Origin of the sequence: Streptomyces sp. NPDC059696 (assembly GCF_042733745.1) — a bacterium.
Taxonomy (GTDB): Bacteria; Actinomycetota; Actinomycetes; order Streptomycetales; family Streptomycetaceae; genus Streptomyces.
In genome coordinates this window covers 77,262-97,795 of sequence record NZ_JBHWFG010000015.1, presented here as the reverse complement: position 1 = coordinate 97,795, position 20,534 = coordinate 77,262, and the positions used below count along the sequence as shown (strand labels likewise).

Genomic DNA, 20,534 nt, shown 5'->3' with positions numbered 1-20,534 from the left:
CGGCAGGATCGTGGTGGTACGCGCACATCAATGAAGGAGACTGTCGTGTCGGCGAACAGCTTCGACGCCCGCAGCACGCTGCAGGTGGGCGACGAGTCGTACGAGATCTTCCGGCTGGACAAGGTGGAGGGCTCGGCCCGCCTTCCCTACAGCCTCAAGGTCCTGCTGGAGAACCTGCTCCGCACCGAGGACGGCGCGAACATCACCGCCGACCACATCCGTGCCCTCGGCGGGTGGGACTCGCAGGCCCAGCCCAGCCAGGAGATCCAGTTCACGCCGGCCCGCGTGATCATGCAGGACTTCACCGGCGTTCCCTGCGTCGTGGACCTCGCGACCATGCGCGAGGCCGTGAAGGAGCTGGGCGGCGACCCGGCGAAGATCAACCCGCTGGCGCCGGCCGAGCTGGTCATCGACCACTCCGTCATCGCCGACAAGTTCGGCACGAACGACGCCTTCAAGCAGAACGTCGACCTGGAGTACGGCCGCAACAAGGAGCGCTACCAGTTCCTGCGCTGGGGCCAGACCGCCTTCGACGAGTTCAAGGTCGTCCCGCCGGGCACCGGCATCGTCCACCAGGTGAACATCGAGCACCTGGCCCGTGTCGTGATGGTCCGCGACGGCAAGGCCTACCCGGACACCCTGGTCGGCACCGACTCGCACACCACCATGGTCAACGGCCTCGGCGTGCTCGGCTGGGGCGTCGGCGGCATCGAGGCCGAGGCCGCCATGCTCGGCCAGCCGGTCTCCATGCTCATCCCGCGCGTCGTCGGCTTCAAGCTGACCGGTGAGCTCCAGCCCGGCACCACCGCCACCGACCTCGTGCTGACCATCACCGAGATGCTCCGCAAGCACGGTGTCGTCGGCAAGTTCGTCGAGTTCTACGGCGAGGGCGTCGCCGCCACCTCCCTCGCGAACCGCGCCACCATCGGCAACATGTCGCCGGAGTTCGGCTCCACCGCGGCGATCTTCCCGATCGACGACGAGACCATCAACTACATGCGGCTCACCGGCCGCAGCGAGCAGCAGCTCGCGCTGGTCGAGGCGTACGCCAAGGAGCAGGGCCTCTGGCTCGACCCGGCCGCCGAGCCCGACTTCTCCGAGAAGCTCGAGCTCGACCTGTCGACGGTCGTCCCGTCCATCGCCGGCCCGAAGCGCCCGCAGGACCGCATCGTCCTCGCCGAGGCCGCCCAGCAGTTCGCCAAGGACGTCCTCAACTACGTCGAGGCCCCCGCGGCCCAGACCCCGGCCGCGGCCGCCTCCCCGGTCGACGAGGCGAGCGCCGAGTCCTTCCCGGCGTCCGACGCCCCGGCCTACGGCAGTCACGAGAACGGCGCCGGCGCGCCGCAGCACGGTGAGGGCACCGGCGCCCCGGTTCCGTCCAACCCGGTCACCGTGACCGCCCCCGACGGCACGTCGTACGAGATCGACCACGGCGCGGTGACGGTCGCGGCCATCACCTCCTGCACCAACACCTCCAACCCGTACGTCATGGTCGCCGCCGCGCTGGTGGCCAAGAAGGCGGTGGAGAAGGGCCTGACCCGCAAGCCGTGGGTCAAGACCACCCTGGCCCCGGGCTCCAAGGTCGTCACCGACTACTTCGAGAAGGCGGGCCTGACCCCCTACCTCGACAAGGTCGGCTTCAACCTCGTCGGCTACGGCTGCACCACCTGCATCGGCAACTCCGGCCCGCTGCCGGAGGAGGTCTCCAAGGCCGTCAACGACCACGACCTCGCGGTCACCTCGGTCCTCTCCGGCAACCGGAACTTCGAGGGCCGTATCAACCCCGACGTCAAGATGAACTACCTGGCGTCGCCGCCGCTGGTCGTCGCCTACGCGCTCGCCGGCTCCATGAAGGTCGACATCACCCGTGACGCCCTGGGCACCGACCAGGACGGCAACCCGGTCTTCCTGAAGGACATCTGGCCCTCCGAGGCCGAGGTGAACGACGTCGTCGCCAACGCCATCGGCGAGGACATGTTCTCCAAGTCCTACAGCGACGTCTTCGCGGGTGACGCCCAGTGGCAGGCGCTGCCGATCCCGACCGGCAACACCTTCGAGTGGGACGCCGAGTCCACCTACGTGCGCAAGCCCCCGTACTTCGAGGGCATGGCCCACGAGCCGGCTCCGGTGGAGAACATCTCCGGCGCCCGCGTGCTGGCCAAGCTGGGCGACTCGGTCACCACCGACCACATCTCCCCGGCCGGTGCCATCAAGGCCGACACCCCGGCCGGCAAGTACCTCACCGAGCACGGTGTGGAGCGCCGCGACTTCAACAGCTACGGCTCCCGCCGCGGCAACCACGAGGTCATGATCCGCGGTACGTTCGCCAACATCCGCCTGCGCAACCAGATCGCGCCGGGCACCGAGGGCGGCTACACCCGCGACTTCACGCAGCCCGACGCGCCGGTGTCGTTCATCTACGACGCCTCGCAGAACTACCAGGCCGCCGGCATCCCGCTGGTCGTCCTGGCCGGCAAGGAGTACGGCTCCGGCTCGTCCCGCGACTGGGCCGCCAAGGGCACCGCGCTCCTCGGCGTCAAGGCCGTCATCGCCGAGTCGTACGAGCGCATCCACCGCTCGAACCTCATCGGCATGGGCGTCCTGCCGCTGCAGTTCCCGGAGGGCCAGTCCGCGGCGTCCCTCGGCCTCACCGGTGAGGAGACCTTCGACTTCACCGGCGTCGAGGAGCTCAACAACGGCACCACCCCGCGCACGGTGAAGGTCACCACCGACACCGGCGTCGAGTTCGACGCGGTCGTCCGCATCGACACCCCCGGCGAGGCGGACTACTACCGCAACGGCGGCATCATGCAGTACGTGCTGCGCAGCCTGATCCGCAAGTAACGAGCAGGCGGAGCACCACGGCAGTTCGAGGGCCGCGTTCCCGGGTGACCGGGGGCGCGGCCCGCGCCGTTCACGCCGTTCACGCCGTCCGCGCCGTTCACGCGGTCCGCGCCGTCTCCGGGCGCGGTCGGGTCACTCGCCGCGGTACTTCGCCGCCGCGGCCTGGGCCAGGTCCTGGGACTTGTCCAGGGCCGTGTCCACCGACTGCCGGCCGGCGATGGCCGAGGCGATCTGCTGGGATACCGCCGTCCCCAGCACGGCGAACTCGGGGATGCCCAGGAAGCCGATACCGGTGTAGGGGCGGGGGCCGACACCCGGGTTCTTCGGGTCGGCGGAGTCCGTCGCCGCCGTGTACTCCTGCCGGTACCAGGCGCCGGCCGCCTGCCGGTACTCGGGATTCTCGTACAGCGACCTGCGGTTCCCGGCGGGTGCCGAGGTCCAGCCCATCTCCTGTCCGACCAGTTCCTGGAACTGCTTGGAGGAGGCCCAGGAGATGAACTCCCAGGCGGCGTCCTTCTTCTCGGACGCCTGCTGGACGCCCCACGCCCACGTCCACACCCAGCCGGCCTTCTCGGTCTTCTCGTGCGGGGCCGGGACGTAGCCCACCTTGCCCTTGACCGGGGAGCTGTCGGCCTCGACCGACGACGCCAGCGACGTGGCGTCGTACATCATCGCGCACCTTCCCTCGACGAAGCTGTCCAGGATCTCCAGCACGCCCATCCGCTCGGCGCCGGGCTGGCCGTGGGAGCGCAGCAGGCCGACGTAGAACCCCACGGCCTCCTTGAACTCCGGTGAGGTCAGGCGGGCGTTCCAGTCCATGTCGTACCAGGCGCCGCCGAAGGTGTTGACGACCGTGTTGATCGGGGCGAGGTTCTGGCCCCAGCCGGGCAGGCCGCGCAGACAGATGCCGCTGGCGCCCTCGGAGCCGTCGACCCGGGCGGCCAGGTCGGCGACCTGCTTCCAGGTCGGGTTCGCCGGCATCGTCAGCCCGCCCTTGCGGAACAGGTCCTTGCGGTACATCAGGAAGGAACCCTCGCCGTAGAACGGCTCGGCGTAGAGCTTGCCGTCCTCGCCGGTCAGCGAGGACACCAGGTTCGGGAAGACGTCGTCCTGGTCGAAGTCCCGGTCGGCCTTCACATAGGAATCCAGTGGGGCGAGCCAGCCGTTGTCCGCGTAGATCGGCGCCTCGTACGCGCTGACGCTCGCCACGTCGTAGGTGCCGGCCTGGGTCGCGAACTCGCGGTTCATCTTCTCCCGCGCCTCGTTCTCCGGCAGCAGCGTGTAGTCGACGGTGATGCCGGTCTCCGCCGTGAAGTGCCTCTTGGTGAGCTTCTTCAGGGTCTGGGTCTGCGGCACGTCCGTCGCGAGCACACGGAGGTCGGCCTGCTTCTCGCCACCGGGCAGATCGGTGTCACCGCACCCGGCGAGAACCAGACCGGCGGCGGCCGTGACGGCCACGGCCACCTGAGCGAGGCGGCTGCGCTTCATGACACCTCGCCCCGTACCCAGCTTTGCCCTTTCTTAGGCATGACGTTGCCCAATGGAACAAGAGGGACATGTCCGGCGGACCGCCGTGATGGCCTGCCGCGTCGCCGTCATGGCCTGCCGCGTCGGGCCTGAGCGCGTCTGGACAGCGCGTCGGCGGCCACGGCGGCCAGCAGCACCCCGCCAGTGATCATGAACTGCACCGCGTCCTGGACGCCCAGCAGCCCCATCCCCGAGGCGATCGACTGGATCACCACGACACCCAGCAGCACCGACCAGGGCGAGCCCCGCCCGCCGAACAGGCTCGTCCCGCCGATGACGGCCGCCGCGATCGCGTTGATCAGCAGCATCCCCGAACCGGCGGCACGGGCCGTCGTCGGGCTGGCCGACGTCAGCCCCGACGCCACGAACAGCCCGCCGAACGCGGCCAGCGTCCCCGACACCATGAACATCGCGATCCGCACCCGCTCCACCCCGATGCCGGCCCGCCGCGCCGCCTCGACCCCTCCGCCCAGCGCGTACACCCGCCGGCCGTAGCGGGTGCGGCGCAGCACGTAGTCCGAGACGACCAGGACCACCAGGAAGATCAGCAGCGCCAGCGGCAGCCCCTGGAACCGGTTGAGGGTGTACGCGCCGGCGAAGGCCACCACCGCCAGCAGAGCCGTGCGCAGCCAGATGTCGCCCCCGTGCCGGTAGGGCATGCCCGCCGCCCGGTGGCGGCTGCGCCGACGGCGGGCGGCCAGGACGTACCCGGCGGTGCCGAGCGCGGCGACCGCGTACGCCACCAGGTCGCTGCCGAAGTGCCGGCTGGTCAGGGAGGCGACCAGGCCCTCCTCGTCGATGTTGATGGTGCCGCTCGCCCCCAGCAGGTAGAGCGTCAGACCGTTCCAGATCAGCAGCCCGGCCAGCGTCACCACGAACGCGGGCACGCCGAGCCAGGCGTGGAAGGAGCCGTGGAAGGCGCCCACGGCCGTCCCCACGGCCACCGCCACGATCACCGCCAGCCACTCCGGCATCCCGTGGTTCACGTTCAGCACCGCGAACACCGCGCCCGCCAGACCGCTCACCGAGCCGACCGACAGATCGATCTCCCGGATCAGCAGCACGAACACGATCCCGACGGCCACCAGTCCGGTCCCGACGATGTCCACGCTCAGATTGGACAGGTTGCGCGGCGAGAGGAACTTGTCGTCCAGTCCCTGGAAGACGATCCAGATCACGATCAGACCGGCGATGACCAGCAGCGGCCCCCGCTCGCCGTCGCGCACACCACCGCGCAGGTCCCGTACGTACTCCCGCACACCCTGTCGCCAGCCGCGGGCGGCGGCCCGCCGCTCGTCACCGGCGGTGACCGGCCCGGCGCTGCCCGGGCCCGCCGGCCCGCCGTCCCGGTGCGGTCCGCCGCGGCTCACGGCCACGCCTCCTCGTCCCCCTTCGAACGATGGGCCACGGCGTTGTCGGCGGCTCCTGTCACGGACGAGATGATCTGCTCCTGGGTCACGGTGCTCACGTCGAACAGACCGTTGTTGCGGCCCAGGCGCAGCACGAAGACCCGGTCCGCCACGGCCTTGATGTCGCCCATGTTGTGACTGATGAGGATGATCGCCATGCCCCGGTCGCGGACCTCCTCGATCAGGTCCAGCAGATGGCTGGTCTGCTCCACGCCGAGCGCGGCGGTCGGCTCGTCGAGCAGCAGCACCTTGGGGGAGCCCATCAGCGAGCGGGAGATCGCGACGGCCTGCCGCTGCCCGGCCGACAGCGCGGAGACCGGCATCCGCACGTCGGGGATGCGGATGGACAGCGCGCGCATCAGGTCACGGGCGCGGCGCTCCATCTCCACCTCGTCCAGGACGCCCACCCGGTCGATCTCGCGGCCGAGGAAGAGATTGCCGACGACGTCCAGGTTGTCGCACATGGCGAGGTCCTGGTAGACGGTCGCGATACCCAGGGCGTGGGCGTCGTGCGGGCGTTTGATCTGCACCGGACGCCCCTCCCACTCGATGACGCCCCGGTCGGCGGGGCTGACCCCGGAGATCACCTTGATCAACGTGGACTTGCCCGCCCCGTTGTCGCCCGCCAGGGCCACCACCTCACCGGCCCGGACCTGCAGATCGACGTCCACCAGCGCCTGCACGCCGCCGAACCGCTTGGTGATGCCGCGCAACGCCAGGACGGGGGGATGGGCCACGGGGACCACCTCGCTCACCGGATGAGTCCGGCCCGGGCACAGGCCGGGCGGAGCTTCGGGGTGCAGATCTGGTCGACCGTGTAGACCCGGTTGCGGACGAGCGCCTGCCCGATCGTCTCGCGCGTCACCGCTTTCGGGGTGAGCAGGATCGCCGGGACGTCCCTCGTCGTGGGGCTGTCCACCGTCGTCCGGACCAGGGAGTCGATGTCGTTGCCACGGGCCAGGGCGACGGCCATCGCCGCCGCCGCCTCGGCCTCCAGCCGGAACGGCTTGTAGACGGTCATGTACTGCTCGCCCTCGACGATCCGCCGTACGGCGTCGAGATCGGCGTCCTGCCCGGTGACCGGGGGCAGCGGGGAGACCCGGGCGCTCTTGAGAGCCGAGATGACACCCGCCGCGATGGAGTCGTTGGCCGCGAGCACCCCGTCGATCGCGGCCGGGCCGAGGTCGCTGATCGCGGCGGACATGTGGTCGTGCGCGTTCTCCGTACGCCACCCGAGCGTGTCGTACGACTTGAGGATCCGCACCTCGTCCTGGAGGACGGACCGCGCTCCGCCCTCGTACCAGGCGGCATTGGGGCTGGACGGGTCTCCGTTCATCATGACCACACCGCCCCTGTCGGCCCTGGCACCCATGCCCGCGAGGAGCGCCCGGCCCTGGAGCCTGCCGACCCGGGCGCCGTCGAAGCTGACGAAACCGGAGATCGGGCCCTCGGCGAGCCGGTCGTAGGCGACGACGGGGATGCCCTCGCGCTGCGCCGCGTGGACCGAGGAACGCAGGGCCTTGGGATCGACGACGTCCAGGAGCAGGGCCGACACGCCCCGGGTGATCATGGAGGTCATCTGCTGCCGCTGGCTCGCCGCGTCGTTCTCGGCGTTGGCGTACAGCAGCCGGCATTCCGGGCAGAGCTCCTTGACCCGCTTCTCGATGAGGGGCCTGTCGGACTTCTCCCACCGGGGCACGGCCCGGCTCGGCAGCAGCAGCCCGATGGTCAGCTCGTCCTCGCCCTGACCGCCGCTGTCCGCACACGCCGAGAGGGACACGGCGAGGAGGACCGCCAGCAGCCCGGCGGCAGCGCGCAGACCCGGCCCGCGCATCAGGGGCCTCCCTCGCGGGACCGGTTGCGGCGCGGGGGTGCGGGTGGCCGCGCGGGCCCCTCGCCGACGTGCTCCATGGCCCGGTCGAGGCCGACGCCCTGCTCGCCCGCACGTCCCCCCGCGCGCTTGCCGTCGCCGTCCGCGGCGGGATCGCCGGTGCGGTCCGCGGCGGGATCGCCGGTGCGGTCCGCCGCCGGGTCGTCCGCACGGGAGCGGTCCTCCTCGCGGGTCCTGCGGCGGTCCCGGTTGCGGCCCAGGCCCCAGGTCCGGTCACGGCCCAGGCCCCAGACGCGGCCCGGCCTGCGCTCCTCCTCCGGCTCGGTCTCCGGCTCCTCGTCGGGGACCTCCCCGGGCTCCGGCTCGCGGCGCGTGACCACGATCTCGCTCCACACCTGCTTGCCGCCGCCCACCGGTACCGAACCCCAGGCCGCCGACACGGCCTCGACCAGGAAGAGCCCCCGCCCGCCCGTCGACTCCCAGTCCACGACCACGGGCTTGGCCGGTGCCCGCGGTGACGAGTCGTTCACGGTCACCCGCAACCGGTCCGCCGCCAGGGTCAGCTCCACCCGGACCGCGCCCTGCGTGTGCACCAGCGCGTTGGTGACCAGCTCCGACACCACCAGCAGGACGGTGTCGGCCTCCTCGGCGATGCCCCACGAACGCAGCGTGCGCGCGCTGAACCGGCGGGCGTGCATCACCGCGTCCGGCAGCCGCCACACCACCCAGCCCGCCCGCACCGGACGTACCCGCATCCCGTCGTAACGCAGCAGCAGCACCGCCACGTCGTCCTCGCGCCGCCCGGCCTCGCCGAGCAGCGCGTCGGCCATCCGGCCCAGGTCCGCCGGATCCGCCGCCGCGAGCGCCTGGCGCACGAGCCGCATCCCCTCGTCCACCTGGAGATCCGCCGACTCGACCAGACCGTCCGTCACCAGCGCCAGCACCGATCCGGGGGCGAGCGCGAGGGCCGTCAGCGGGAACTCCGCCTCCGCGAGGACACCCAACGGCAGGCCGCCCTCGACGGCGATCTCCTCGGTGCCGCCGTCGGGATGCCGTGCCAGCGGGGCCAGGTGCCCGGCCCGGACGAACAGCGCGTTGCCCTCCTCCATGTCCAGTTCGACGTAGCAGCAGGTGGCGAACAGGTCGGTCTCCATGCCGACGAGCAGCCGGTTGGCGTGCGCGACGACCACGTCCGGCGGATGCCCCTCCACGGCGTAGGCACGGACCGCCGTACGCATCTGGCCCATGATCGTCGCGGCCGCCGCGCTGTGGCCCTGCACATCCCCGATGACCAGGGCGACCTTGCTCTCCGACAGCGCGATCACGTCGTACCAGTCGCCGCCCACCTGGAGCCCCCGCCGGGCGGGCAGATAACGGGCCACGGCCGTGCCGCCGGGCAGCCGGGGGAGCCGGCGCGGCAGCAGGCTGCGCTGGAGCATCGTCGCGAGCTCCTGCTCGGCGTCGTAGGCGTGCGCGCGCTTCAGGGCCTGCCCGACCAGGCCCGCGGTCGCGGTCAGCAGGGCCCGCTCCTCGGGGGCGAACTCGTGCGGGGTGTCCCAGCCGACCAGACACACCCCGGCCACCCCGTTCCTGGCCGGCAGCGGCAGCACCGCGAGCCCGCCGGGGCCGATGCCCGCGAGCCCCGGTTCCAGCTCGGAACCGGCCGGCCACAGACTCATCCGCCCGTCCCGCAGCGCCGCCTGGAGCGTGGGCAGGGCGGTGACGGGGGCGTCGGGCCATTCCGAGCGCCACTCCCGGCGCCACAGCTCCGGCCAGGCGGCGGCACCCGGCGGATCGAGCACGGTGACCGCCAGCCGGTCCTCCAGCAGCTCGGCGAGCGCGACCCGGTCGGCGCCCAGCGGCTCGCGCAACGCGGCGACGACGACCCGGCTGACGTCCCGGACGGTCGTGGCGTCGTCGAGCGCGGCGGTCAGCCACTGGATCCGGGCGACGTCGCTGGCGCTGCGGCGCAGCACGGGCGCCGCGCTGACCACGCCCAGCACCCGCTCCGGGGCGCCGTCGGGCCCCTTCAGCACCCGGCAGTCCAGCCGCAGCCAGCACAGTTCACCGGTGGGCCGCCGGATGCGGAACTCCAGCTCACGGCGGCCGGGGGTCTGCGCGGACGGCTCGATGACCGACATCAGCGCGGGGACGTCCTCGGGGACGCTCACCGACAGCAGCGTGTCGGTCTTGCCGTCGAACCCGCCCTCGGGGATGCCGACGAGTTCGAGCAGGGCCGGGTCCGTCTCGACCAGCCCGGTGCCGGGGGACAGGGCGAACGAACCCACTCCCATGGCACGCAGGGCCGAGTCCAGCAGCGGCGAGGGCGCCGAGCGGTCGGCCTCGCCCCGCAGCCGCTCGGCGACGGCCTCGGCATAACGCTCCAGGAAATCCCGCTGCTCGGCCCCGAACCCCTCCCCGGCCTCTCCCACCACGACGAGACACCCCAGCCATCCGCCCGCGGCCCCCAACGGCAGGGCCCCGAACGGGGCGGAGGCCGCGACGCCTTCCTCCGCCCCGGCGAGCACGAACCCCGCGAGCCAGACGGGCCGCCCCCGCAGATAGGCCTCGACGACGGCAGAACCATCGCCGCCCGCGCTGGGCCCGCCGCCGGCCTCCGGCGCCGGGCCGGGAGACGGGTGTCCGTGGACAGCCCCTCGTATCGCTTCCGGCGTCGGCCCGGGGGAGAGGTCGCTGGGGCGGGTGGCTTGTGGTGCTTCCGGCGTCGGCCCGGGGGAGGGGGCGCTGGGGCGGGTGGCTTGTGGTGCTTCCGGTGTCGGTCCGGGGGAGGGGGCGCCGGGGGCCGGGGCTTCCGGTGCCGGCCCGAGCGAACTGCTCGATCCCGCTCCGGGGGATTCCCGGGATTTCCCGGGAGCGGGCAGCGGCACCCGTTCCGGCAGCCGGTACGCCTGCTCGGACTCGGCCCCGGCGGATTCCACCAGCCGGAGTCCGGTCCCGTCCTCGCCGCGTACGTACACCGCGGCCAGGGCCACCCCGGCGAACGCCAGGAGCCGCGCCCGGGCGGCCTGCTCCGGGGTGGGACGGGACGGACCGGCGCCCCCGTCCCCCGGCGCCCGAAGGCCGGGGATCGCGGCCCGGGCATCGCCGTGATGGGGCATGTCCGCATCCACCTCCCGTCCATGCCGCAGCCACCGGCAGGTGGGAGTCCCCGGGACTCAGGCGACGACGACGCGGGCACGGGACCGGCGGCGCGGGGTCGCGCCTCCCATGGCGGTTCCACGCCGCACATGAGCGGCAGGGCACCCACACAACAGAATCGCATACGGGGCCAGGCCGGACATATGGTGCGCCCGGCTTCTCGCTCCCGGACCGGATGCCGCTGGGGCGGTCGGCGGGAGGCCGCGCCACCGGGAGGAAACGGGTGCCCATGGCGATGCCGGCGGCGCCGTGGGCCACGGCCGCCACCAGCCCGCTTCCGTCGCGGAAGCCGCCGGCGGCGCCCGGCCGGTCGCCCGCGGGGAGTCCGGCCGGGGGCCGGGGAACCGACTGCTCGATCCTCCGCGTCATGCCGAACTGACACTGAGGGGGAGATGTGAATGGGCAAGCGGGTCATCCTGCTGTGCGGTGGCGTGCTCGTCGTGGCCGGGATCGCCGCGGCGGTGTGGTGGAACTGGGTGCGGGCGCCCTATGCGCTGGCCGATGCGCCCGAGGTCGACGTGACGGTGCGTGCGGAGACGTCCGTGTACCCCGACGTGCAGGAGACGGCCGAGGACGTCGACACGCTCGTCCGGATCTATGTGCAACGGCTCAAGGACGGCGACGCCGAGGGGCTCGCCGAACTCGCCGGGCCCGCCTACCGGCAGCCCGGACCGACCGCGGCCAGGTATGTGCGGGAATACGGCGAAGCGGCGGGCGGGCAGGTCGAGGTCACCGTGCGGGAAGGGTCCGTCGACTACTTCAACCCGGTGACGGTGGCGTACGAGAAGACCGGACAGCGGCAGAACGTGCTGTTGGTCAAGGACGACGGACACTGGTGGATCGGCCTCGGCGACGGCGATCCGGCAGCCGGCAAGTAGCGACAGCCGCGGAAGAGGCCCGGAGACCGCCCCACCCGCACCTCAGGGAACGCCGGTGACGAAACTGAGCCCAGTTCCCGCAAGAGAGGTGAAGAAACCAGGCAGGTCGGCCGCGTGTTCTTCGAATCGCCGGGCAAGAGGAGCAACGGAGGTTGATAACTATGGTTCCCCTGCTTCTCGTCCTGCTTCTGGCCCTGATCCTCTTCGGTGCGGGATTCGCGCTGAAGGCACTGTGGTGGATCGCCGTCATCGTGCTGGTCGTCTGGCTCCTGGGTTTCGTGCTGCGCAGTGCGGACACAGGCGGCCGCAAGGGTCGCTGGTACCGCTGGTAGCCCGCCACACGGAAGCCGGCCTGCGGGCCCCGGGGACACCCCGGGGCCCGCAGGCATGTCTGGCTTTGGGCCGGCTCCCCGGGCAAACGGTGTAACCAGCACCTTCCGGGGCACTTGGTCCCCCTGGCCGGGGTCCGGTGAAGCAGCGGAACCTGCACCTCCAAACACCGGACCCCAGCCGCACCCCGACACTCGCCCGGCCGGCGGGCGGGGCCGTCCTGCCCTGCCCCGCCGCCCCGCCGCCCCGCCGCCCCGCCGTCCTGTGCGGCTGCTCAGCCCACCCGGCAGGGCAGACTGCTCGTACTGTCACCCCCCGACCCGGAGACGGTGTAACCGAACGTCGCGCTCCTGCCCGGCGCCAGGGAGCCGTTCCAGTCGGCGTTGTGGACCATCACCGCCTGGCCGTTGTAGGTCGCGCTGCCGCTCCACAGGCTCTCCACCTTCTGGCCCGCCGGAAGCGTCCAGTCGACCATCCAGCCGAGCATCGGCACCGTGCCGGTGTTGGTGACGGTCACCTCGGACTGGTAGCCGCCGTTCCAGCTGCCCGTGGTCCTGCGGGTGGCCGCACAGGTGCCGGGCACCGGCTCGGACGGGTTGCCCGGCTCCCTGATCCCGGTCACCTCGCCCTTGCCGCCGTCGAAGACCACGTCGGAGCAGGAGTAGAAGGTCTCCTGGCTGTCGGAGCGCTGCCAGACCATGTAGATGATGTGGCGTCCCGACTTGTTCTCGGGGAGCTTGCCCGTCCAGGAGTAGTTGGCCTCGACCGTACCCGGGGAGCCCTTCAGCGGCGGGTGGTCCACGCTCAGGAACGGCCGCTCCTCCATGTCGTTCCAGGTGAGCGTCCTGGTCGGGTCGAAGCCGTCCTTCGTGAGGTAGACGTGGAACCAACCCGGGTGCGCCGCCCAGGCGTTGTAGGAGAAGTCGACGGTCGCGCCCGAGGTGAGATGGGTGAGCGGCCAGTCCTTGCCGGGCGCGTTGAACCCGGTGAAGTTGGTGTTGCCGCCGCTGCACAGCTCGCCGTCCGGCACGAAGCCCCGCGTGCGGCCGGCCCCGTCGGAACGGAGCACCGAGAACCAGTTGTAGAACGGCGTGGTGCCGCTGACCTGCTGTGCGCCCCGGCAGGCGGGATTGACCGGCTTGATCTCACCGGTGTCGGTCAGTGCGTCCTGCCAGCACAGGAAGGTGCGGCTGCCGGGCTTCATGGGGGTGCCGTGCGCCTCCGCCTCACCACCGGCCGTCATGACCAGGCCGACGGCCGGGACGGTGACCAGGAGGGAGAGCAGCACGAGGAAGAGGGCTCGGGCCCGGCCGGAAAGCGCCGGTCGGGGCGGAGGGGATCCTCCGGGCAGGGTTGTCAGGATCATGACAGTGTTATCCGTTCGTGGGGGTACGGACCTGCGGATGTGTGCGCGGATGCGCGGGATGGGAGCGACTCACGGGCGGGTTCCGGTCCACCGTTGATGGGAGCGCTCCCACCCCGCCTGTTGCGGAAGTTAGCGCCCGACGGGGCAGATGTAAACGGCTCCCGCGCACAGGCCCGGGCGGGCCGCCTCGCCGACGCGGCGGCGCGCGCGTCCCCGCGCGGCACGTCGAAGCGCCTTCGAGGGCCTGAAGCGGGCGATGCGACGGGCCCGAGGGGGCAGGTCGTGGCGGCGCGACGCCCGGGGGCGCCGCCGCTCGGCTCGCGGGCGGAGGCGAAGCCCCCGCCGTCGGGGGCGTCATCGGCGAGGTCGAGGATCGGGTCGTACGCGCCGTCCGGCACGGCGTCCCGTACGACCCGGCCCCCGAACCGCCGGCAGGCCTTCGCCACCTCCCCGTGCACGGTCTTCACCAGCGGATCCGACCCCCGGATCAGGGTCCGCCGGCTGCCGAGAGCCCGGAAGGCGGCGGGCGGCAGCCAGGCCGGGTCGACACCCTCCGGCAGGACCGGACGGAAGGCGGTATCAGGCCTCAACTCCCGTGCTCAGCAGAGCAGTTCGACTTCCGCCAGTGTGGCCTCACCGTCGAGGACCAGGCGGTACCTCTCGTACGTACCCGGCGACCTCACGGAGAACGCGCGGGTCTGTCTGTCCCACGCGAAGGACTCCCCGGAGCGCCGGTCCAGCGTGCGCCAGGTGCTGCCGTCGGAGGAGCCCTGGAGGGTCCATCCGGCCGGTGCCTTCGCCCGGTCCGCCGACGACGTCAGCGTGTACTGGACCGCCTCGGCCGCCTTCGGGACCGGCAGGTCCACGGAGGTCACCGCGGCGTCCGTCGCCGACGTGTCGTCGAACAGGGCGCCGTCACCCTTCAGCACGTCCGCACGGGGCGTCGGCACCTCGTCGTCCCGGGTGATCGACACGGGTGCCGCGTGCGCGCCCGTGCCCCAGGACGACGGCCGCGCGCCCATGTCGAACTCCAGGACACCGCCCTTGGCGACGAGCGCGTGCGGCAGCGACGTCTTCGTCCACGCACGGCCGTTGACCTTCAGCCCCTGCACGTACACGTTCCGCGTGCTGTTCCGGGGCGCCTTCACCACCAGCTCGCGCCCGTTCTCCAGATGCACGGTCGCCTTCGTGAACAGGGGTGAGCCGATGGCGTACTCGCCGCTGCCCATCACCAGCGGGTAGAAGCCGAGCGACGAGAACAGGAACCAGGCCGACTGCTCGCCGTTGTCCTCGTCCCCGTGGTAGCCCTGCCCGATCTCGCTGCCCGTGTACAGCCGGGACAGCACCTCGCGGACGTTCTTCTGCGTCTTCCAGGGCTGCCCGGCCGCGTCGTACATGTACAGGGCGTGGTGGGCCACCTGGTTGGAGTGGCCGTACATGCCCATCCGCACGTCCCGCGCCTCGGTCATCTCGTGGATGACACCGCCGTAGGAGCCGACGAACTCGGGGGAGGCCGTCTCGGGGGTGGAGAGGTAGGCGTCCAGCTTGCCGGCGAGGCCCTCGCGCCCGCCGTACAGGTTGGCCAGGCCCCGGCTGTCGTGCGGGGCGGTGAAGGCGTACCCCCAGCCGTTGGTCTCGGTGTAGTCGTGGCCCCAGACGCGCGGGTCGTACTTCGGCGACTCGACCCGCCAGTCGCCCTTGGCGTTGCGGCCCTGGAAGAAACCGGCCTCGGCGTCGAAGAGGTTCACGTAGTCCCGGGCGCGGTTCAGGAAGTACTCCGACTCCTCCTTGTAGCGCCGCTCACCGGTCTCCTCGTACAGCTTCCGGCCCATGCGGGAGATGCCGTAGTCGTTGAGGTAGCCCTCCAGGGCCCAGGACAGGCCCTCGTGGGTCTCGGTGCTGGTGTAGCCGAGGAAGGGGGAGGTGGTCATGCCCTTGCGGCCGACGCCCGGGTTCGGCGGCACGACCGTCGCGTTCTTCACCGCCGCCTCGTAGGCCGCCTCCGCGTCGAAGTCGACGCCCTTGACGTAGGCGTCGGCGAACGCCACGTCCGAGGACGTGCCCGTCATGAGGTCCGCGTAGCCGGGGGAGGACCAGCGCGAGGTCCAGCCGCCGTCCTTGTACTGCTGCACGAACCCGTCGACCAACTCACCCGCCCGCGACGGAGTGAGGAAGGAGTACGCGGGCCAGGTCGTCCGGTAGGTGTCCCAGAAGCCGTTGTTGACGTACACCTTGCCGTCGACGATCTTCGCGCCGGTGTGCGTCGGGGTGTCCGGCTTCGGCATGGGGGAGAAGGGCGAGGCGTACCGGTACGTGCCCCCGACCCGCTCGAACCCGGAGTTCGGGTACAGGTACAGCCGGTACAGGCTGGAGTACAGCGTCGTCAGCTGGTCGGGCGTCGCGCCCTCCACCTCGACCTTGCCGAGCAGCCGGTCCCACTGCCGCTGGGCGCTCTTCTCGACCGCCTCGAACGACCGGCCCTCGGGGATCTCCTGGCGCAGGTTGTCCTCGGCCTGGTCGAGACTGATCAGCGAGGTCGCCAGGCGCAGGGTCACGGTCCGGTCGTCGGCCTCGAACCGCAGGTGACCCCTGACGCCGCTGGAGTCGCCCTCCGTCACCGGCTGGTCGAACTCGCCGTACACGAAGAGCCGCGTCGCGCCCGTCGACAGCCCGGACTTCACGTCCGAGTAACCGGTGACGACCCCGTTCTCCTTGTCCAGCGTCAGCCCGGCCTGGTCCGTCACGTTGTCGAACAGGACGCTCGCGTCGTCGCCGGGGTAGGTGAAGCGCAGCATCGCCGCGTGGTCGGTCGGCGCCATCTCGGCCTTCAGCCCGTTCTCGAACCGCACTCCGTAGTAGTACGGCCGGGCGGTCTCGTTCTCGTGCCGGAAGGCCAGTTCCCGGGCGTCCCGCCCGTACTCCGGGGTCCCGGAGGCCGCCGAGGGCATCACCTGGAAGGTCTGCCGGTCACCCATCCAGGGGCTCGGCTCATGGCTGGCGCTGAACGCCTGGATCGTCGGCAGGTTGTCCGCGTTGTTCGCCCGCGCGTAGTCGTACAGCCAGCTCAGCGAACCGGCGTTGGTCACCGGCGTCCAGAAGTTGAAGCCGTGCGGCACGGCCGTCGCCGGGAAGTTGTTGCCGCGTGAGAAGCCGCCGCTGGAGTTGGTGCCGCGGGTGGTCACCGCGTAGTCCGACAGATGCGCCTTCGGCCGCTCGGGCGCTACGGACCCGATCCTGACGTCGTCCAGCCAGCCCCGGAACTTCGCCGGGCCCTCGGGGGAGTCGTAGGCCACCAGGATCCGGTCCACGGTCTTCCCGGCCGCGACCGACCCGATCCTCGAGGCGACGTCGTTCCACTGGTTGACGTAGAGGATCTTCGCCGCGCCCTGTCCCCGCGGGGTCAGCGGGAACCCGTGCTGGTCGGTGGCGCCCAGGTCGCTCAGGTGGGTTCCGTCGGTGAAGGCGAGGTCGACGGAGACGTTCGTGGCGTCGTAGTCGAGGTCGCCGTCCGCCATCGAGGGGAAGACACGGTAGGCCAGCCGTGTGTCCCTGCCGACGGCCACGTTCACGTCGAAGACCTTGTTGTACGAGTACGCCCGCCCGTCGGCGGTGTGCCGGCCGGCGTACCGCAGGGCACGCTTTCCGGTGAACCCGGCGCCGGACTTGGCGGTGGGGGATCCGCTCGGGCCGCGGTCGACGAGCGAGAGCATGTCCTGGGGAACGGGCCCGTCGGTGCCGCCCGTGGACAGCTGCACGTCGGCGAGCTGGAGGATGTCGCCGCCGTTGTTCCGGGTGACGTCCAGCCGGAAGTGCCGGTACTCGCCGGGTTCGGCCAGGTCGTACGTCCTGGTCCGGAACCGCTCGGAGAAGGACTCGCCGGAGCGCGTGTCGAGCGTCTTCCACTCCTTGCCGTCGGCGGAACCCTTCAGGGTCCAGTCCTTGGGGTCGCGCTCGTCGTGGTCGTTGGCCGACGTCAGCGCATAGCGCGCCAGTTTGACCGGTGTGTCCAGGTCGAACTCCGCCCAGCCGGTGGGTTCGAAGGTGAGCCACTTGGTGCTCGGCTCGCCGTCGACGAGGTTCTCCTTGACCTCGCCCCCGCCCGTGTTCTCGGCGCTCGCCCGGACGTCGGTGACCTGGTCCGTCACATTGCCCGGTATGCCGCTGCTGTAGCCGCCGTCGACTCCGGAGGCCCGCTCGGCGCCGTCCGGGCCGGTGTCGACGGTGTTCACCCAGTCCGGAACCGGGTCGTCCGCCTCGAAGGAGGACACGAATTCCCGATCGGGTTTTCCGGGGGCCTGGGGCAGTGCGACCGCAATGCCCTGCGAACCCAGGGTCAAAGCGAAGGCGGTCGCCGACACGACCGCCGAACCCCATCTGTGCCGAGCTTTCCGCTGCATCAACGGGTACCCTCCCTGCGCAGTGGACAACGTTGTCACCTTCGATGCGCAAGGACCAGTAGTTGCCCAAGTGGCGAGGAGTGTCAAGGGTGTTGCCTGCGGCATTCGGGCGCGGCGACCGGGATATTTCCGGCGGAGCATCCGCAGGCCCCGCATACTTCCGCGAGGTCTCAACTCGGATAAGACCCACGGCCAACCTTGCGTTCGATCTTGATCCGCTGGCGGGAAGTGGACTATACCTGTCGGACGCTTCACCCGATCCGCACATCACCACCCGCACTTCCTGCACGACCCAGCTTGACCCGATCGCGGTGCCGGGAGGGATCCGGTTCACCGCCTGAGTCCTGGAGAAGGCGAGGACTTGAGCATGGGATCCACTTCCGCCGAGCACCACGGCACCGAAGGCGTCGGCCGCCGTGACCTGATCAAGAGGTCCGCCGCGCTCGGGCTGATCTCCGTCCCCACGATGAGCTTCCTGTCCGCCTGTGCCAGCAGCGGCGGCGACGACAGCGGGGACAAGGCCAAAGCAGGCAAGAAGACCGCGAAGAACCCGCTCGCCGTCAATGACACGGCCGGTATGGAATTCGTCCTGTTCGACGGTGGTTTCGGCAAGGAGTACGCCGAGGACGCCGTGAAGATCTACGAGAAGAACTTCCCCAAGGCCTCGGTGAAGTTCTCCGCCACCCAGAAGATCCAGTCCACGCTCCAGCCCCGCTTCAACCAGGGCACCCCGCCGGACCTCATCGACAACTCCGGCGCCGAGCAGATGGACATGGGCGTCCTGGTCGGCAAGAACCAGCTCACCGACCTCACCCCGCTGCTGGACGCGCCCTCCTACGACGACCCGAACAAGAAGGTCCGCGACACGCTGCGCCCCGGCATCGTGGAGATGGGCCAGTTCGACGGCGAGAAGGTCTGGATCCTCTACTACGCCTACACGGTGTACGGCGTCTGGTACTCGCAGAAGGCCCTGGACTCGCTCGACGAGCAGTACCCCGAGACCTGGGACCAGATGCTCGCGGTCTGCGCCAAGGCGAAGAAGAAGGGCATGGCGGGCTGGACGTACGCGGGCAAGTACCCGTACTACCTTCCCTTCTCGCTCTACCCGATGATCGGCAAGGTCGGCGGCCGCGAGGTCCTCGACGCGATCGACAACCTGGAGCCGAACGCCTGGAAGCACCCGGCCGTCAAGGCCTGCTTCGAGGCGTACTACGAGCTCTACAAGAAGGGCTATGTCCTCAAGGGCACCCCGGGCCTGGACCACATCCAGTCGCAGACCGCGTGGGCCGAGGGCAAGGCGCTGTTCATCCCGAACGGCTCCTGGGTGGAGAACGAATCGGCGAACGTCATCCCGAAGGACTTCGACCTGGCCGTCTCCGCGCCCACCGGCCTCGACTCCTCGGACAAGATGCCGTTCGGCACCATCTGGGCCTCCGGCGGTGAGCCCTTCATCGTCCCGGCCAAGGCGAAGAACGCCGCCGGCGGCATGGAGCAACTGCGCATCATGCTCAGCGAGGCCTCGTCGAAGAACTTCACCGGCAAGGTGAAGTCGCTGACCGCGTACAACGGCGGCACCGACGGCATCGCGCTCACGCCCGGTCTGAAATCCGGTGTCGCGGCACTGGACAAGGCCGGCGAGAACGTGGTGAATCCCCGTATGCAGGACTGGTACGTGCAGTTGCAGAAGGAGAAGATCGGCGTTTCCGGCCTGGGCGAGATGATGGCCGGCCGGCTGACTCCCGCCGAGGCCATCAAGAAGATCCAGGGCTTCGCCGACGAGACCGCCAAGGACGACTCCATCAAGCACTACAAGCACCAGTAACGGCACCGGAAAACCAATTCCGCACACGGCACCGGAGTGGCGATGCAGCACGGCAAGTACCGGTTCATCGTGGGCTTCCTCGCGTTGCCCCTGGGACTGTACGCGCTCTTCGTGGTCTGGCCGTTCATCCAGTCCATCTACTACTCGTTCACGGACTGGACCGGCCTCAGCCCCGAATTCAAGATGGTCGGTTTCGACAACTACAGCCGGATGCTCGACGACGACATCTTCTGGAAGTCGTTGCAGCACAGCCTGCTGTTCGCCCTCCTGCTGCCGGTGGTGACGATCGGCCTCGCGCTGTTCTTCGCCTTCATGATCAACGTGGGCGGCAGAAAGCGGAGAAACGGCCCGGTCGTCACCGGCGTCCGCGGCTCCTCCTTCTACAAGATCGTCTACTTCTTCCCACAGGTCCTCTCGATCGCCATCGTGGCGCTGCTTTTCGCGTTCGCGTACAACCCGGACAGCGGCGCGATCAACTCGCTCCTGCGCGGCATCGGCCTGGACGACGTCCAGCCGCTCTGGCTGGGCGACCCCGATCTGGCCCTCTGGGCGGTGATGGGGGTCCTCGTCTGGTCCACGGTCGGCTTCTTCGTGGTCCTCTTCTCCGCCGGCATGGCCTCCATCCCGGCGGAGATGTACGAGGCCGCGCTCCTGGACGGCGCGAACCGCGTCACCACGTTCTTCCGGGTCACCCTGCCCCTCCTGTGGGACACGGTGCAGTCCGGCTGGGTCTACATGGGCATCCTGGCCCTGGGCGCCGAGTCGTTCGCGGTCGTGCAGATCATGACGACCGGGCCGGGCGGTCCCGACTACTCGACCACCGTCATGGTCCTGTACGTGTACCAGAAGGCGTTCCGTGACGGGCAGGCCGCCTACGCCACCACCATCGGTGTCGCCCTCCTCGTCGTCACGCTGGCCTTCGCCGCCGTGGTGATGCGGCTGGGCCGTCGCGAGCGGCTGGAGTACTGACC

At 70.7% G+C, this 20,534-nt stretch carries 12 protein-coding genes; 5 read left to right on the top strand and 7 right to left on the bottom strand.

Features of this window, described 5'->3' with window-relative positions:
- Nucleotides 1-45 precede the first annotated feature (45 nt).
- Nucleotides 46-2,844, top strand: coding sequence for an aconitate hydratase (locus tag ACFV20_RS18405; protein WP_385657822.1), 2,799 nt, complete (start codon nt 46-48; stop codon nt 2,842-2,844).
- A gap of 132 nt (nt 2,845-2,976) precedes the next feature.
- Here ACFV20_RS18405 and ACFV20_RS18400 read toward each other — a convergent pair whose 3' ends face one another.
- The 5 genes from ACFV20_RS18400 to ACFV20_RS18380 form a co-directional block, all read right to left on the bottom strand.
- A complete protein-coding gene (locus ACFV20_RS18400; RefSeq protein WP_385657820.1) occupies nt 2,977-4,332 on the bottom strand; it encodes an ABC transporter substrate-binding protein in 1,356 nt (451 codons plus the stop codon).
- A 107-nt stretch (nt 4,333-4,439) separates the two neighbouring features.
- Nucleotides 4,440-5,741, bottom strand: a complete 1,302-nt coding sequence (locus ACFV20_RS18395) for a sugar ABC transporter permease (RefSeq protein ID WP_385657818.1) — start codon at nt 5,739-5,741, stop codon at nt 4,440-4,442.
- Nucleotides 5,738-6,517, bottom strand: a complete 780-nt coding sequence (locus ACFV20_RS18390; RefSeq protein ID WP_385657816.1) for an ATP-binding cassette domain-containing protein — start codon at nt 6,515-6,517, stop codon at nt 5,738-5,740. Before ACFV20_RS18390 ends, ACFV20_RS18395 begins: the two co-directional genes overlap by 4 nt.
- A gap of 14 nt (nt 6,518-6,531) precedes the next feature.
- A complete protein-coding gene (locus ACFV20_RS18385) occupies nt 6,532-7,614 on the bottom strand; it encodes a substrate-binding domain-containing protein (protein WP_385657815.1) in 1,083 nt (360 codons plus the stop codon).
- On the bottom strand, nt 7,614-10,730 hold the full coding sequence (locus ACFV20_RS18380; protein WP_385657813.1) for a SpoIIE family protein phosphatase: 3,117 nt from the start codon (nt 10,728-10,730) through the stop codon (nt 7,614-7,616). The genes ACFV20_RS18385 and ACFV20_RS18380 overlap by 1 nt, the downstream gene beginning before the upstream one ends.
- A gap of 438 nt (nt 10,731-11,168) precedes the next feature.
- Here ACFV20_RS18380 and ACFV20_RS18375 point away from each other — a divergent pair, with 438 nt between their 5' ends.
- Complete coding sequence (locus ACFV20_RS18375) at nt 11,169-11,648, top strand: hypothetical protein (RefSeq protein ID WP_385657811.1); 480 nt, start codon at nt 11,169-11,171, stop codon at nt 11,646-11,648.
- Nucleotides 11,649-11,809: 161 nt separating this feature from the next.
- Nucleotides 11,810-11,980: a hypothetical protein gene (locus tag ACFV20_RS18370; RefSeq protein WP_031106884.1), complete on the top strand. Its 171-nt coding sequence runs from the start codon at nt 11,810-11,812 to the stop codon at nt 11,978-11,980.
- A gap of 272 nt (nt 11,981-12,252) precedes the next feature.
- Here the strand turns inward: ACFV20_RS18370 and ACFV20_RS18365 are convergent, their stop codons facing one another.
- Nucleotides 12,253-13,344 (bottom strand): lytic polysaccharide monooxygenase, encoded by a 1,092-nt coding sequence (locus ACFV20_RS18365; RefSeq protein WP_385657809.1) that lies wholly within the window; start codon nt 13,342-13,344, stop codon nt 12,253-12,255.
- Between the two features lie 599 nt (nt 13,345-13,943).
- On the bottom strand, nt 13,944-17,741 hold the full coding sequence (locus tag ACFV20_RS18360; protein ID WP_385657808.1) for a GH92 family glycosyl hydrolase: 3,798 nt from the start codon (nt 17,739-17,741) through the stop codon (nt 13,944-13,946).
- A 367-nt stretch (nt 17,742-18,108) separates the two neighbouring features.
- On the opposite strand from ACFV20_RS18360, the gene ngcE reads away from it, so the two are divergent.
- Nucleotides 18,109-19,563, top strand: coding sequence for an N-acetylglucosamine/diacetylchitobiose ABC transporter substrate-binding protein (gene ngcE, locus ACFV20_RS18355; RefSeq protein ID WP_366714460.1), 1,455 nt, complete (start codon nt 18,109-18,111; stop codon nt 19,561-19,563).
- A 42-nt stretch (nt 19,564-19,605) separates the two neighbouring features.
- Nucleotides 19,606-20,532 carry a carbohydrate ABC transporter permease gene (locus tag ACFV20_RS18350; protein WP_385657806.1) on the top strand — a complete coding sequence of 309 codons (927 nt, stop codon included), beginning with the start codon at nt 19,606-19,608 and terminating at the stop codon, nt 20,530-20,532.
- Nucleotides 20,533-20,534: the final 2 nt, after the last annotated feature.